Below are 13710 nucleotides of genomic sequence, written 5' to 3' on the forward strand. Positions count from 1 at the left end.
CGGCTCATCATTGATGTCAGTAAGCCCAGTGTTGCCAGAATGTACGACCATTTTCTCGGCGGAACCGACAACTATCAGGTCGACCGGGACGCCTGCGAAGAATTACTCCGCATCGCTCCGAGCACACGTGAACTCGCCCTGGTGAACCGGGCGTTCCTGGTGCGGGCGGTCCGCTACCTGGCCCATGAGCGCGGAGTGCGCCACTTCCTTGACCACGGCTCCGGCCTGCCGACCCGGCCCAACGTGCACCAAGTGGCGCAGTCGGTCGATCCATCGAGCGAAGTCGTCTACATAGACAACGACCCCGTGGTCCTTGCCCATGGGCGCATGATGCTCGCCGAGGACCCGGCCACCACGGCAGTCCTCGACGCGGACATGCGTGATACGGAGGCGATCTTCAACAGTCCCGAAGTCCGGAGGCTGCTGCGGAACGGCAAACCTGTCGCCGCCCTTTTCGTATCGGTCCTTCACTGCATCCCCGGGCGGGATGATCCGTGGGCTCTCGTCCGCCGCGTTGCCGAGCGTCTTCCTGCCGGAAGTTATCTGGTCATCTCGCAGCTTGCCAGCGACAACCCAGAACTTCGCGAGAAAATCACCGACTTCATGGCCGAGATTACGGGCAATCAGTGGGGAGAGGTCCGGTCGATAGACGAGGTGGAGAGGTTTTTCGACGGCCTCGACCTGCTGGAGACGGAAAAGCCCGTAGAGGTTTCACGCTGGCTGCCCGACAGTGACCTGGCCCCCCGTCAGCGCACGGAGGAATGGATCGAGTACGGCGGAGTGGCCAGGATCGTCTAGGCATCCTCCTGCTTCGGACGGAACTCTGCGAGAAGCGGTTTGATGTACTCCTCAAGGAGGTCCAACGACTCGGTCTTCGACAAGGCCCTCGTCCACAGGTCCTCCAGAGACGCCTGGTACTTCTCGATCTCCTCGTCGTCGACCAGCAGGTTGCCGCTGCTGTTCCGGGTCTCCAGGTACAAAGCACGGCCGACTGTGTTCTCGTGCGGCTTGAGCAGCATCATGGACGTGTGGAGGGCCACGCCCTCGTGGCTGGCCTTCCACGGCAGGATGCGGATGTGGATGTTCGGCCGGGTCGCCGCCAGAGTGAACAGGTGCAGCAACTGTTCGCAGTGCACGGCCGGACCGCCGACCGGCGCGTGGAGCACGCCCTGCGACAGGACGGCCTCGTACATCAGGGAATCGTCCGATCCGTCCGTCGCGTCGAGGAGGGCCTGGCGCTGCAGCCGGATCTCCAGGCGCCGCTTCACCAGCTTGCGGTAGTTGCGCCGGCCTTCCTCGGTGGGCTGCGCGTCGGCCACGCCCATCATCAGGGCGCGGGCGTGCCTGCGTGTCTGGAGCATGCCGGGGACGCCGGTCTCCTGGTAGGTCCGGATCACTTTGGAGGTGGCCTCCAGAGCGAACAGGCCGGCCAGGGGCTCAGAGACCACGTCGGAGGGGTTGGCCCATGACGGCGAGTTCTGCATCCGCTGCAGGGACCGCGCTGCCTCCTCCCGCACGGCGTCCGTGGCGCCGCAGGCGCGGAGGAAGATGTCGACCCGGGCCGGGTCCTGGGCCTGCTTCCCGGTCTCGTACTTGCTCAGGGCGGGGACCGACCCCATCTCCGGGACGTGAGAGACGGCTTCGGCCTGCGTCCAGCCCATCTGATCCCGGTGCTGCTTCAGCATCGCGCCGACGGCCCGCGCCACGGGGTGTGGCACGGGCCGGGGCCTGCTTCCTGGCCCTGGAAGCGCGGAGAGGCGAGCGGACACGGTGCGGACTCCTTCTGCGTGAGCGGCACCTTCGCCGCAGCGGCAACAGGATCAATCGCCCGATCAGCTCAGAGCAAGTCCAGGCCAGGAGTTTTCAGTCGGTCAGATGCCGAAACTCGCCCTTGCGCACTCCGTCGGCGAAAGCGGACAGTTCGCCACGCGTGAAGACCAGCGCGGGCCCCTGGGGGTCCCGGGAGTTGCGCACGGCGATGTTTTCGCCGACCTCGGCCACCTCGATGCACTCGTTGACCCCGTCGCTGCGGGACGCCTTGATCCAGTGCACCTCCTTCAGTTCGCCGGCGCTAATTCCGTTGTAAATCGCATCCATGCTTTGCCCGCCTTCCTGTTGTGACCAGCGACAACTCCCCGCGTCGGCCGGTCTGGACTTCACTCCTCCGTTTTCACCGAGGCCGTGAAAATTTCACGGTCAGAGGTGAATGAGTGAAAGTCTAGCGATCTCCCAGGGGTGCGCGCCGTCCCTCGAAGGGGTGTTTTCACGTGCTGGAGAAAGAAAAATGCGAAAAGCATATTGATGCGGTAAGTGACGGCCCGCCTCCTCAAAGAATGGCCGAAGCCGGCCCCTCCCGCGGGCGAGTCACCGGGGCGGGACGCGGGTCGCAGGCGAGGACTGTCCGGCGCTTCGGCGCGATGGTCCGGAAGGCTTGCAATTGCACAGAGGCGCCCGTCGAGTGGGCGGCCGTGGTCGTGCGGCGGGTTGGCACGGGAGGCGCGAGTCGCGCGCGATTGCTGTGGCGGGCGCCGTCCCAACGGCCAGCGGGTGCCAAGAGACTGGAGGTCGGCGGGAGCGCGTCGTGACCCAATGACGAGCTGGAACGGGTTGTCGGCCTACGCCTGTACGAGGCGGCGGATACGGCTGGCCGCGGTGATGAGTGAACACCACAAGCTGTGCCCGGGCCCTGTGCCCGATGGACAATGCTCGGGAACGGCGGGAACCAGGTGGAGGGCAGGCCGCCGCCGTCGGGGATGCGGCCGAGCTTTTTGACGCCGATGTGGACCAGTTCCCCGGGCCGGGCGCGTTCGTAGCGGCGCACGGGCTCGCCGGTGGCCCGGTCGCAGGCGGCCAGGGCGGGCAGGCCGTGGCGGACGGGGATGCGGTGGGCGGTGGAGGCGGCGACGCCGGTCCGGGCTGCCAGCCGCACCGGCCCGATCCGATGCTCGTGCCGCAGTTGCACGACCTGCAGTTCGACCGCGGCGGGCGTCTGGCGGGGGCTGTGGTGGGGGCGGCTGGAGCGGTCGTGCATGCCGGCCTGGCCCAGTTTGCGGTAGCGGCTCGCCCAGCGGGCGGCGGTGGTGTGGCTGACCTGGAAGCGTTCCGCGGCCCGCCGCAGCGGCCAGCCGTCGTCCACGACACACCGGGCCAGACGCAGCCTCCCGGTCGCGGTCAGCGGGGCATTACGGTGGGACACGAGGGCCTCCTGCGGTCAGGTGCAGATGTCGCAATCCACACCGAACCCAGAAGGCCCTCACCCGTTCAAGCACCCAGCATGCGTGTCACCAACGTCCCGGGACAGCACATCTAGATTCTGGGCTCATGCATCCTTGACCTACGCGCGGGCAGGCTTCCCGGACCGTGACCGCAACCGGGCGCTGCGTGCGCTGCGGCCTCCGCGGGTGGCGGGGCGGTGGTGATGCCTGAACGGGCGAGGCCGCGGCGTCGGGTGTGGGGAGGGTCCCTCGATTCGGCTGCATCGCTTCGGACAGTCCTGGGCTACCAGGAGGTGGGGCCGAGGCTCGTGAGGGCGGTGGGCCGCGGACGGAGCGTTTACGCGCCTCCTGACTGTGGCCATCAGCGAGAGCCGTTCGGCGGGGCGTTCATCGGCTGGCGCCCTTCTCGTCGAGGGACACCTCGCTCTGGGGCGTCTTCTGTACGGGTCCGAGGGAAGCCACGCTTTCTCGGATCACTCCGCTACTGGTCCGAAGCGCATGGACCAATCTGGCGGCCGAGGTCGGAGGTAGCCTTCCGTCGTCCAGTCCGCACGCGTGGACGAGGTCTCGTGCAGCGTTCGTTTTCCCGGCGGAGATCAGGTTGGTGAACCGGGGGTTGACCAGGCACTCGCGGGCGGCGTAGCCGTCGGTCGCGGCCATGGTCCGACGGTGCAGTTCCTCGGCAACGAGGGGTGCTTCGGGGCTGTCGGACTGGTCGAGGAGGTCCAGGACGGTCAGTCCGAGGCGTGTGTCGAAGACGGTCGTACCGATGTCGGCTTTGCGCTGCACATAGCTGTTCACCAGCTCGGGGAGCAGGTCGTCGACGGGGCGGTGGGCGGCTCGGTGGCACATCACAGCCAGGCAGGCGGTGACGGCGTTTTCCCAGGGTTCGCCAGGTGTCGTGTGGGCGATGAGACTGGTGGCGTGGTCGGGGTCGCCGTGGAGGGCGGCGAGTACGGCGACCTGCCGGCCGTCCAGCATCCGCAGTCCGAGGCCGTGGTGTTTCTCGATGTGAGCCAGGGCCTCGGTCCAGCGGCCGGCGGTGGTCAGGGTGCGGGTGCCGTCGGCGAGGATCACCCGCCACAGCCAGGCGCGTACCTCGTCGCGATCGGTGTCACTGGTGGTCAGCTTTGCGGGGATGCGGACGCCTTCGAACTCGGCGGTGGCGGCGTTGCTGACGGCGTCGAAGAGGTCGAGGAGGCGGTGGCGGCCGTCGTCGGTGTTGCCGGCGCGGATCTGGAGGCGGGCCAGGTTGACGACGGGTTCGAGGGCTCGGATCGCGGTCATGCCGGGGAGGGGGGTGGCGTGGAGGTAGGCGGCAGCGTGCTGGTGGCACCACTGGCGGGCGAGGTCGGGCAGGCCGAGGTCGGAGGCGATAAGCGCGACCTGGTTGTAGACCGCTGACGCCAGGCCCTGGTCGGCCTTCGTCTGGGCCGTGGCGGAGAGCTCGACCAAGGCGCGGACACGCTGCGGGAGCGGCAGGCAGGCGGGGCGGAAGCGAGAGATAAGGGGGAAGCGCCGGGCTATGGATGCGTACGGGTCCATTGGGACTCCCGGGGAAGGGAACGGCGAGCGGGGGCGCGGGCCCGCCGTCGGTCGGCGGGCCCGCGCCGGGGGCTACGGCCAGGTGACGAGGACGCGGTTGAGCGGGGTGCCGAGGACGAACGTGCCGGGTCGCGGGTCGATGGGGGGCGCGTCGAGCGGCAGGAGCTCGAAGGCGGCTTCCCGGCCGCGGTACTCGCGGTCCCAGGTGCGGATGGCGTCGGCGACTTGGGAGGCGAGTTCCTCGCTGCCGGGGCCGTGGCCGACGACGCCGAACTCCCAGAGCTTGCCGCCTTCGGGTGTCTTCTCGTCGAGCAGGCGCCGGGTGAGGTAGGTGAGCGCGCCCTTGTCCACGGCGGCCGTGGAGGAGGGGTAGGGGTCCTCGGTGAGCACGGTGCCCTTGGCGGCCTGGGGGAACAGCATGCGGATCAGGCCGGAAGGCAGGGAGCAGGAGACGAAGAGCTCCATCCACTCCGGGCTTTCCATGGCGCGGACCTTCATCCCGGTCCACTGCTCGGTCCGCGGTTGTTCCAGGACGCCGGCGAGGGCGTCGGCGTCGATTTGCTGTCCGGCAGGGGCCTGTAGGCGCACGGTGCTCTGCTTGGAGAGGGGGATGGCACGGCGGTCGTCGTCGGCGATGCCGCGCCGCAGTGGCATGAAGGTGTTCATCTGGGAGCCGGACGAGACCCATCGGCCGTCGCGCTCTTGGTAGACGATGGAGCGCGAGACGCTGCCCTTGAGGCGCTGGGGGGTGACGAGCCGACCGCCGGGGGCGAGCTGTGCGAGCCAGGCGGACGGGATGCCGTGTGCGCCGACGGTGGCGATGATCCGGTCGTAGGGCGCGCCTTCGGCGTATCCGAGGGCTCCGTCGCGGGTGAGGGCCTGGACGTTGGTGAAACCGGTGTCGGCGAGGTGGGCGCGGGCGCCTTCGACGAGGTCGTCGTCGACGTCGATGGTGGTGACGTGTCCGTCGGGGCCGACGAGATGGGCGATGAGGGCGGCGTTGTAGCCCGTGCCGGCGCCGAGTTCGAGGATGCGCTCGCCGGGCTGGGCCTGGAGCTGGTCGAGCATGAGGGCGACGACACTGGGCTGGGAGGCGCACGAGATCGACGTGCCGTCGGTGTCGTACTTGATGTTCACCGGCGCGTTGGCGTAGGCGTCGGTGAGCGGCGCGTCGGGGACGAACCGGTGCCTCGGGACCGTGCGCAGGGCGTTCTCGACCTCGGGGGTGCGAGCGTGGCCTTCAGCCTTGATCTGGTCGACCAGGGCGTTACGCAGCCGTTCGGCGTCGGCGTCGGGTGTGGTGAGCGTATCGGTGGTCACCGCGCTGACGCTATCGGCGCCGGAGTCGTTCGCCGCTGCGGACGCGGTGTTGTCACTCGATCCCATGACTACCTCTCGTGTGCTATGGAACAGGGCGTGCTGGTCTGCGGCAGGCAGGCCGGCACGGTTGGCGTGAAAGATCACGTGGTGGGTGATGACGGCGCGCAGACCCCGGGTCAGTTCGCCCTGCGCGGCGAGGCGGGCGAGGGCCGCACCCGCCCGTTCGAACGCGGCGATCCACAGCGCGTGGCCGTCCAGCGGCCTGCCCGCCCGGCACAGGCTGCGCGCTTCGGTGGTCATCAGCTTCCGCATCGCCGGCAGAAGACTCTCGGACAGGCCGGCTAGCGGGGCGTCGGTGCCGGGGCGCAGGGCGGCGGCCTTGCTCCACACATCACCCTGCTCGAACCAGTCGAGATGCGCGGCGCGCATCATGCTGCTCAGCAGCAGAACGGCCATCTCCGCACGGTCCAGGTGACCGGGGCCCGGTTGGTACGCGAGGAGGTGACGGCTGTCCTCGTGGAAGAGGTCGTGCGCGGCCGCCATGGCAGGCCGGCCACCGAAGGCGTCCGTCTCCGGCTCGTAGATCCCGGTCGTCCAGGAGAGCGCGATGCCATCCGCGACCAGATCGTCCAGCAGCGCCGTTACGGCCGGGGCAGCGCGTTCGGCCAGGTACCGCAGTGGCCAGGGCTGCTTGTTCATGAACCACCAGCCGCTGAGCTGCCGGGTCGCTTCCGCCTCGCGCAGGACGGGGGCGAGACGGTCGGCAATGGCGGCGCGCGCCGTCTGCCGGTCGGGGAAGGTGATCTGGTGCTGCTGCCAGTGGCCGGCGGGCATCGGGGTCCTCTCGGATTCAGGCGACGAGCAGGAAGGCGTCCCAGTGGGTGTGGGGCGGGGCGGTACCGCAAGCAGCGAGGAGGCCGAGCCCGATGCCTGCGGCGCCGTCGAGGAGCCCGGCGCCAGCGGGGCCGTCGACGAGTGCCGCGCCTGCTTCCTCGGGTTCCGAGCCGAGTGGCAGCAGGGCGGCCAGCAGGTCGGGCAGAACGGCGCGGAACTGGTTCGCGGTCTCGGGTGCGGCGTCGTCGGCGGTACGGGCGGTGAGATGGGCGAGTCCGGCGAAGCCGTGGCACAGGCCGGCGTCCGTGGTGGCCCACAGCTGGGCAGGGTCGGAGAGAGCGGCCAGGAGGGCGTTCTCGGCAACCGCTCGGCGGGCGGGATCGCCGAGCGCGAGGGCGGCGAGCTGCTGCGCGCGCGCCACGCCGGCGGTGCCGTAGCACCACGAGGGGCGCCGGGGACCGGCGGACGCGAGCTGGCCGGTGCGCAGCTCGTCCCGGGTGACCCAGTACGGCCAGGTCCGATTCTGTGAGGTGACAGTGGCCCAGCGGTCGAGCCAGGCCAGGATGGTGCGCAGGGCCTGGTGGTGGCCGCTGACCGTGGTGCCGCGGCGGGCGCAGAGCGCGAGCAGGGCCAGGACGGAGCCGATGCCGTGGGCCATGCCGGAGTTGCCGTGGCCGCCGGGGAAACGGTCGTCCGGCCGCCCGGAAGGCCCGGTGAGCGTCCACCACCCCGGCAGGGTGTCCCCTTCATGGGTGATCGGTTCGGTCAGGCGTACGCAGTAGTCGAGGACCGATCGCAAGGCCGGGTCCGCCGGGTCTTGGCGCAGTAGGTAGCCGCCGAGGCCGGTCAGCCCGCGGATCGCGTCGAACTCGGCGAGCACCGGGAGCTGCCCGGCGTCGATCCGGCGGTGCGCGGCGTTCAGGCGGCGTTGGACGTCGTCGAGGATCTGCCGGTCCAGCAGGGCGAGGTCGCGTTCGTAGGCGCCGGGGAGTCCTTGGGCGGCGCAGGCCAGGGCGTGCGCGAGCGCGGGGGCGCCGTAGAAGGGGTGGCTGTCGGCGCCGCTGGTGAACGGCCGGCGGGCGGCGGCCGCGAGCCAGTCGTGGGCGCGCTGCCAGGGCCCGAGGCCGGCTGCGGCCCGCTCGATGTGAAGCAGAGCGATGCCGATCGGCCCGAGAGCAAGGTGCTGCCGGGCGGCCTCCGTGCTCACCGTGGTGGGCCCGGTGCCGGGGTGGTCGAGGCGGTCGGCGATGCCCGCGGACAGGCCGAGGACGGTGTCGTGGTTCACCGGGCCCTCCCGGGGCGGGCGTTGAAGGCCAGGGCGGCGGCGCGGGCGAGATGGAGACAGAGCTCCTCCTCGGGGAAGTTGACCGCCACGTGCCGCACGAAGTGGGTGTGCAGCAAGGAGGTCAGGACGTCGTCCAGGGCGATGCCCTCGGTGTCCGGGCCCGGCAGGTGCTCGCGGTAGGCGGCAAGCGCGGCGGTACGGCCGGCCCAGCCCGCCACGATCGCCTCGCCGCCAGGGACGCTCCGAAGCGCCGCCCAGTCGTCGTGGGGGTCGGCCAGGCGGACGGCCTCGGTGAACTGCGGCCGTGGGAGCGGCTCCGGTGCCCGGTGCGGGATGTGGTCGATCAGCCAGCGCGCGCCGGCCTGCGGGCTGCCGAGGAACGCCGAGGTGATCGCGAAGGTGTGGGCGGCCACCAGCGTGCGCTGCTGCGGGCGCCGGGGCTGGGAGAGCTGGGTGAGGATGGCCCGTGAGTCCGCGCGGAACACCTCCTCGGCGGCGTCCCACGCGCTCCCGGAGCCCCAGCGGCCCATCTCCCGGTAGGAAGTGGGGTACCGCAGGTCCGCCAGCAGCCCGGCCGTGCGTAGTTCGTCGGCCCACGCGCTCACCGTACGGGCGGCGTCCGCGAAGCCATCCGGGTCCGGCAGGGCCATGCGCAGGCGAAGATGCTGGTCGGGGTCTCGGAAGCGGATGAACCACCACGGCGGAGAGCCGAGCCGGCCAAGGAGGTCGGGGACGTGCCGGGCCAGCACGGAGTCCTGACGGCGCAGGTCCCCGTACAGGGCGGCCAGCAGCACCGAGGACGCGCCCGGCGTCTGCGTCTGCGCCCGTGTGAGGGTGCGGGCCGGGCTGGGCTGGGGCAGCGGCGGCCACGCGGCGGACCGGGTCGCCTTGAGGGGGACGATGATGTCGTGGGCCCGGCCTTGGCTCCAGCCGTACGCCTGCGGCCCTGGCGCCTCGGTGAGCACCACGGCCGAGGCGCGGTCGAGGTGCCGGCGCAGCAGACTGCGGTGGGCGGCCTGAGCGAGGTCGAGGGGGAGGAGCCGGTCGCCCTGGACGAGCTGCACGTGCTGAGGCAGGCGTCGGCGGCTGCGCCGCTCACCGAGCGCCAGGTTCCATTCCGCTGTGGGACGGTCCCGGCCGGGCAGGTCGGCCGCTTCCAGCCGCCATCGGGCCGGGGAGAGCACGATGCGGCCGTAGCGCAGGCGCGGGAGGAACGGCGCTGTCGCGGCGGCGCCCCAGTCGAAGGTGGTCACCTGGGCGCACTGGCCGCGCGAGAGCTCGGTGAGCAGCCGGGCCAGCGGCGGGGTGTGCTCGGCGAGGTTGAGCGCGTGCATGCCCACGGCCTCGATGCGACGGCCGAGAGCCGGGGCGGCCAGGTACATCCGGCGGCCGTCGCAGGCCACCGCGAGATCGGCCGGAGTGAGCACGTCCGGGGCGGGCGGCCGGTGCTCTTGCAGGCTGATCAGCAGCGGCAGGATGCGGGGGGTCCGGGTGACGTGCGCGGTGTCGGCAAGGAGGGGTGGGAAGGAAAGCTGGGCGGGGTCGGTGCCGAAATCGGCGGTGGGCAGGTCTGCCAGCTCCGTGACCAGCGCCTTACGCGCGGCGGAATCCAGGACGCTGGCGAAGCGGCCGGTGCTCACCCCCGCGCCACGGGACACGCTCGTGACCTCCACGGTGAACCGGCCGCGCTGTACCTCTTCGACGCTCGTCGCGTGCAGCCGTACGCCGATCTCCAGGTGCGGCGGCACCCGCGGGTCCTTCGGCCCCACGTCCAGGGCGTCCACCATCTCGTCGGTGAGCACCACCTCGTCGTGCCCGTCGAGCGCGGCGGTCTGGGCGAGGCGGACCAGGACGTCGTCGCGAGGGGAGATCCGCCGTCGGCGGGCGCCGGCCGGCGCCCCGGGGTAGCCGTCGGGGTAGCCGATGCCGCTGTCGGCGACGACATCGAGGAGGGGCACCATCGTGCCGATGCCGTATCGCTCGTAGAACCGCTGGTGGTACTCACCCAGCCCGCGCCCCCCGTACGGGCGGGCGCTGAGCCGGGTGAGGACGGTGGCGGCCCGCTCGACCTCGCGCGCCACTTCGTCGGGGAGCCTGAGGCGTGCGTCGAGGCGGAGGTCGAGCGCCAGCGGGTGGCGGCGAAGGCCCGGCACCAGCCGCCGCATCCGGGCAGCCACCGCCTCCCGGTCATCCGCCGAGGCACACTTCGGCAGCGCCGCCTGGACGGCGCGGAGGTCTCTGACCGTCCCGACGAGCGGGGCGAGGGCGCCGGCCCCGGCGGCATCGAGCTGGGCGAGGACGTAACAGAGGGCATAGCTCTCGGTGGCCGGCGCCTGGAGGTTCGTGATAAGCACGCGCCGCCGGATCAGCCCTGCCAGCAGCCCGTGGACCCGCTCGGGCACCACCCCGGGGAACTCCGCGCCTAGCTTCTCGGCCAGGTCCTCGAACCGGATCGGTGTTCCCGCTGCGGCAAGGACACTGGGCAGCGGGGCGGACAGCTCGATCGACGCCTCCACCGCCCGCCGACCGTCGTCCTGGTACGGGACGATCAGGTGGCCGTCCCGCACGAAGGCCGTGCCGTTCACGACGACGGACAGCAGCGGCAGCAGCTCCTCGCTCTTCTCCAGTTGCTCAACCAGCCGGGACAGCCACTCTGCGCCGGCCCGCGCGACGACCACATGGTCCGCGCCCCAAACGGCATCCGTCCGATCGCCGAAGGCGGCGGTGGTGACGCCGGCGAACAGGCCGAAAGGCGTGGCCCGGTGCCCTGCCCGAAGCAGGTAACGGGCCAGGGAGAGGCCGGTGCGCCGCACGTCGCGCTCGGAGGGAGCCCGGGACGCGCACAGAGCCTCGACCTGGGCCCCCAGGTCCGGGCTGGCGTGCCGTACGGCCTCGGCCAGAGCCGAATCGCTCCAGACAGCGCGCACCCACGCCAGCCGGTCGACGGTGATGTCTTCCTGACCGGCGGCACGCAGGGACCGGTCGTCGAAGTCCGGGCAGGGAGTCTCGGCCGTGGCCGGTCGTGCGACGGCGCGCACGAGGGCGATCCCCCCGGCCCGGAATGCCGGTGGTGCAGTCACGAATGCCTCCTGGAGCCGAGAAGGAATGGGGGCTGGTGCCGCCACACCATCGGCGTGGCGACACCAGCCAGGGTCAGGCCGGTAGGGCCCAGGTCAGGCGACGTTGGTGGTGCAGGCGCCGCAGGTGGTGCCGCAGTTGTCGTCGGTCAGGTTGGTCAGTCCGGCGGCGTCGGAGACCTCCAGCAGGCCGATGTTCAGGGTGAACCCGTCCTCCTGGGCCACGGACTCCTGGGCCCCGGTGGTGCTCTGCGCGATGTTGTGCGTCATGTCAACTCCTAGTTGATACGCGGGTGTTGCTGACTGGTGGCGCTGCCAGAGGCGGCGGCCGGAGCGTAGTGGGAGGGCTGGCTCCGTTCGCCGGGTTCTGGCCAACCCGACGCGAAGCTGCGGCGGGGAAGCCCCCTCCGGCCCCTCCGCTGCCGGTGGGAGGACCCGGGTTACGAGGTGGTGCAGGCGCTGGGGCAGGAGCTGCCGCAGGTGTCGCCCGTGCTGCACATCAGGACCGTCTCGGTCGCCGGCGTGCCCTCGATGAAGGTGATGTCGAGCCCGAACGGGTCGTCATCGGTCTTCACGAGGTCCGCCTGCGCGGGGGCGGTCGGCCTTTCGGCCTGGATGGCGGTCATGCATGCCTCCTGGGGGTCGTTAATGGTGCGGGCTGCCGAGGCCCGGCCGGGCCCCGGGGACTGCTGCCGGACGGTGACAGGTGGCGAGATCGTCTGAGCCGTCGCGCGTCCGGGGTCGGTGGGGAGCGTTCAGGCTGCTGCGGGCTGCGCCTGCGGGTGGTTCTTCGCGGCCTGGTCCAGCACGCGGGTGAAGTGCTCGGCCTGTTCGTCGCCCTCGGCCTCCTGGGCGCGGAGTTCGCCGAAGCGCTGCCAGTAGCGGCGGCAGACGTCCCTCTCCATCAGCTTCGCGGCGTAGAAGGGGAGTTGTCCGTCACGGACGAAGCCGAGGCGGTCGCGGACGCTGAGGATGCAGATGAGCTGGTTGGCCTTGAGCAGCTGCATGTACTCCTCGACGTCCATGTCCTCGGGCGTCCAGAGCTTGGCGAGGTCGGGGTTGGTGGACATTTGTGCCAGCCAGTCGAGTTGGTTGCGGGTGAGGAACGCCTCGTTGCGCTCGGCCTGGTGCCGCGCGTCCTGCCTGAGCCGGGTGGCTCCGACCACGGCGGTGGTGAGGGAGAGGGCAGCACCGGCAGCGAGGACGGCGGTGGTGAGTTTCATCTGTCAACGATCCTTTCGCAGGGAAGAGTTGCGGCCTGGAGGCCAACTGGTTGAGAACCCGGGGTTCCGCTTGTTCACGCGGCCCCCGTGAGGACGATGGGCGGGGCTTCGTCGGCAGAGCCGTCGTGCCTGTACCGGCGGCGCACTGTCTTCAGCGCGACGGCGATCGGCGGCAGACCGACGGTGGCCCTGCGGGCGTCTACGGACTCCGGTGCGCGCAGAGGGCATAGTTCGATGCCGTCGGTGCGCAGCAGGAGCTGGGTGCCGTACTCCTGGTTGCGCCCGCTGGTGATGAGGGCACGGTCGTGCAGGTGCGCCCAGTGCTGGACCGGGGCGTCGCTGGCCTGGACCGCACGTCCCAGCAGGGTGGTGGCGGCGCGCTGGAAGGCGGGGTCGTCGTCGCTGTGCAGGGCGATGCTCCAGGCTGCGCGGGCCCCGTCGGGGCCGACGAGGCGGTGGCCGGGCCAGTCGTGCTCGGCCAGGATGCGGCGCAGCACCTTGGTGTTGGCGTGGTCGGTGTGCCGGCCCTGTCCGAGTTGGATGGCGTTGAGCTGGTGGCGCCTGCGTTTCGCCCGGTGCGCGGCCGACTGGGCCGCACGGGCGATCAGTTCGCGGGCAAGGTCGGGGCACTGGGGTTCGGTGGTCGTCACGCGCTGCCCCTGTGGCTTGGGGCCGTCTCCGGCGCGTGGACGCGGCAGCCGATGAAGGCACTCAGCCTGGGCCGGTGCTCGGCCGCGAGTTCGAGGCGGGCGACTCGGTCACCCTCTCGTCCTGTGCCGGAACCCCGGATGATCCAGCCCATATCAGTGAGCCGACGCAACAGGGCCGCGATGGGGTCGGCGCTCAGGGGGTGACCGGCCAGGGTCTCGGCCCGTACGACGGGCAGGCCCTGCCGGGCGGCGAAGTCGGATGCCCACAGGCTGATCAGCCGGGTGATGTCGTCGGGCTGGTCGGGCAGGGTGTGGACGCAGCCAAGGAAGAGGCACGGGCTCTCGCCCGAATCGGGGCCGGGGGTGTGCTCGGGGATCATGCAGGCCAGCAGTTTCCCGTCCTCGAACAGTCCTGCCGGCCTCGTCTGCGGGTTGCGGAAGAGGGCCGGGACGTCGGTTTGAGCGGGCACCGCGAGACCGCGCAGGGTGAGCCAGCGCTGCCGGTCCTGGACGAGGGCGGCGGCCTCCTCGCGCTCGGCGTCCGTGCGTAACGTGCGCATC

General features: G+C 71.1%; 12 protein-coding genes and 1 pseudogene. 1 reads left to right on the forward strand and 12 read right to left on the reverse strand.

What is annotated here, in order from left to right:
* Window positions 1–9 precede the first annotated feature (9 nt).
* The gene (locus tag E4U91_RS28770; RefSeq protein ID WP_137311047.1) at window positions 10–798 is read left to right on the forward strand and encodes an SAM-dependent methyltransferase; all 789 of its coding nucleotides are present in this window, start codon (window positions 10–12) and stop codon (window positions 796–798) included.
* Here the strand turns inward: E4U91_RS28770 and E4U91_RS28775 are convergent.
* From E4U91_RS28775 to E4U91_RS28830, 12 genes and pseudogenes are all read right to left on the reverse strand, one after another.
* Window positions 795–1718: a helix-turn-helix domain-containing protein gene (locus E4U91_RS28775; protein ID WP_137309510.1), complete on the reverse strand. Its 924-nt coding sequence runs from the start codon at window positions 1716–1718 to the stop codon at window positions 795–797. The two genes, E4U91_RS28770 and E4U91_RS28775, sit on opposite strands and share 4 nt — an antisense overlap.
* Before the next feature lie 145 nt (window positions 1719–1863).
* Window positions 1864–2097 (reverse strand): DUF397 domain-containing protein, encoded by a 234-nt coding sequence (locus tag E4U91_RS28780; RefSeq protein WP_137309511.1) that lies wholly within the window; start codon window positions 2095–2097, stop codon window positions 1864–1866.
* Between the two features lie 640 nt (window positions 2098–2737).
* A pseudogene (locus E4U91_RS28785) lies at window positions 2738–3196 on the reverse strand (leucine zipper domain-containing protein); the annotation flags it as partial.
* A 406-nt stretch (window positions 3197–3602) separates the two neighbouring features.
* The gene (locus tag E4U91_RS28790) at window positions 3603–4760 is read right to left on the reverse strand and encodes a hypothetical protein (RefSeq protein ID WP_137309512.1); all 1158 of its coding nucleotides are present in this window, start codon (window positions 4758–4760) and stop codon (window positions 3603–3605) included.
* A gap of 72 nt (window positions 4761–4832) precedes the next feature.
* Window positions 4833–6914, reverse strand: coding sequence for a methyltransferase, FxLD system (gene fxlM / locus E4U91_RS28795; protein WP_137309513.1), 2082 nt, complete (start codon window positions 6912–6914; stop codon window positions 4833–4835).
* Window positions 6915–6930: 16 nt separating this feature from the next.
* Window positions 6931–8199, reverse strand: coding sequence for a lanthionine synthetase C family protein (locus E4U91_RS28800; protein WP_137309514.1), 1269 nt, complete (start codon window positions 8197–8199; stop codon window positions 6931–6933).
* Complete coding sequence (locus tag E4U91_RS28805; RefSeq protein ID WP_137311048.1) at window positions 8196–11135, reverse strand: lantibiotic dehydratase; 2940 nt, start codon at window positions 11133–11135, stop codon at window positions 8196–8198. Before E4U91_RS28805 ends, E4U91_RS28800 begins: the two co-directional genes overlap by 4 nt.
* Window positions 11136–11372: 237 nt before the next feature.
* Window positions 11373–11546, reverse strand: coding sequence for an FxLD family lanthipeptide (locus tag E4U91_RS28810; RefSeq protein WP_137309515.1), 174 nt, complete (start codon window positions 11544–11546; stop codon window positions 11373–11375).
* Between the two features lie 170 nt (window positions 11547–11716).
* Entirely contained in the window at window positions 11717–11902 is a 186-nt protein-coding gene (locus E4U91_RS28815) for an FxLD family lanthipeptide (RefSeq protein ID WP_067230160.1), read from the reverse strand.
* A gap of 129 nt (window positions 11903–12031) precedes the next feature.
* The gene (locus E4U91_RS28820) at window positions 12032–12499 is read right to left on the reverse strand and encodes a DUF6082 family protein (protein ID WP_067230163.1); all 468 of its coding nucleotides are present in this window, start codon (window positions 12497–12499) and stop codon (window positions 12032–12034) included.
* A gap of 74 nt (window positions 12500–12573) precedes the next feature.
* Window positions 12574–13149 carry a DUF6624 domain-containing protein gene (locus E4U91_RS28825; protein WP_067230166.1) on the reverse strand — a complete coding sequence of 192 codons (576 nt, stop codon included), beginning with the start codon at window positions 13147–13149 and terminating at the stop codon, window positions 12574–12576.
* Window positions 13146–13709, reverse strand: coding sequence for a hypothetical protein (locus tag E4U91_RS28830; RefSeq protein ID WP_137309516.1), 564 nt, complete (start codon window positions 13707–13709; stop codon window positions 13146–13148). Before E4U91_RS28830 ends, E4U91_RS28825 begins: the two co-directional genes overlap by 4 nt.
* Window position 13710: the final 1 nt, after the last annotated feature.

Origin of the sequence: Streptomyces lasalocidi, assembly GCF_005280215.1 — a bacterium.
Classification (GTDB): Bacteria; Actinomycetota; Actinomycetes; order Streptomycetales; family Streptomycetaceae; genus Streptomyces; species Streptomyces longwoodensis.

Excerpts from the sequence above, each read along its gene's own strand:
- E4U91_RS28790 (WP_137309512.1), bottom strand. The coding sequence starts at position 4,760 with ATGGACCCGTACGCATCCATAGCCCGGCGCTTCCCCCTTATCTCTCGC.
- E4U91_RS28810 (WP_137309515.1), bottom strand. The coding sequence starts at position 11,546 with ATGACGCACAACATCGCGCAGAGCACCACCGGGGCCCAGGAGTCCGTG.
- fxlM (WP_137309513.1), bottom strand. The coding sequence starts at position 6,914 with ATGCCCGCCGGCCACTGGCAGCAGCACCAGATCACCTTCCCCGACCGG.
- E4U91_RS28820 (WP_067230163.1), bottom strand. The coding sequence starts at position 12,499 with ATGAAACTCACCACCGCCGTCCTCGCTGCCGGTGCTGCCCTCTCCCTC.
- E4U91_RS28815 (WP_067230160.1), bottom strand. The coding sequence starts at position 11,902 with ATGACCGCCATCCAGGCCGAAAGGCCGACCGCCCCCGCGCAGGCGGAC.
- E4U91_RS28830 (WP_137309516.1), bottom strand. The coding sequence starts at position 13,709 with ATGCGCACGTTACGCACGGACGCCGAGCGCGAGGAGGCCGCCGCCCTC.
- E4U91_RS28780 (WP_137309511.1), bottom strand. The coding sequence starts at position 2,097 with ATGGATGCGATTTACAACGGAATTAGCGCCGGCGAACTGAAGGAGGTG.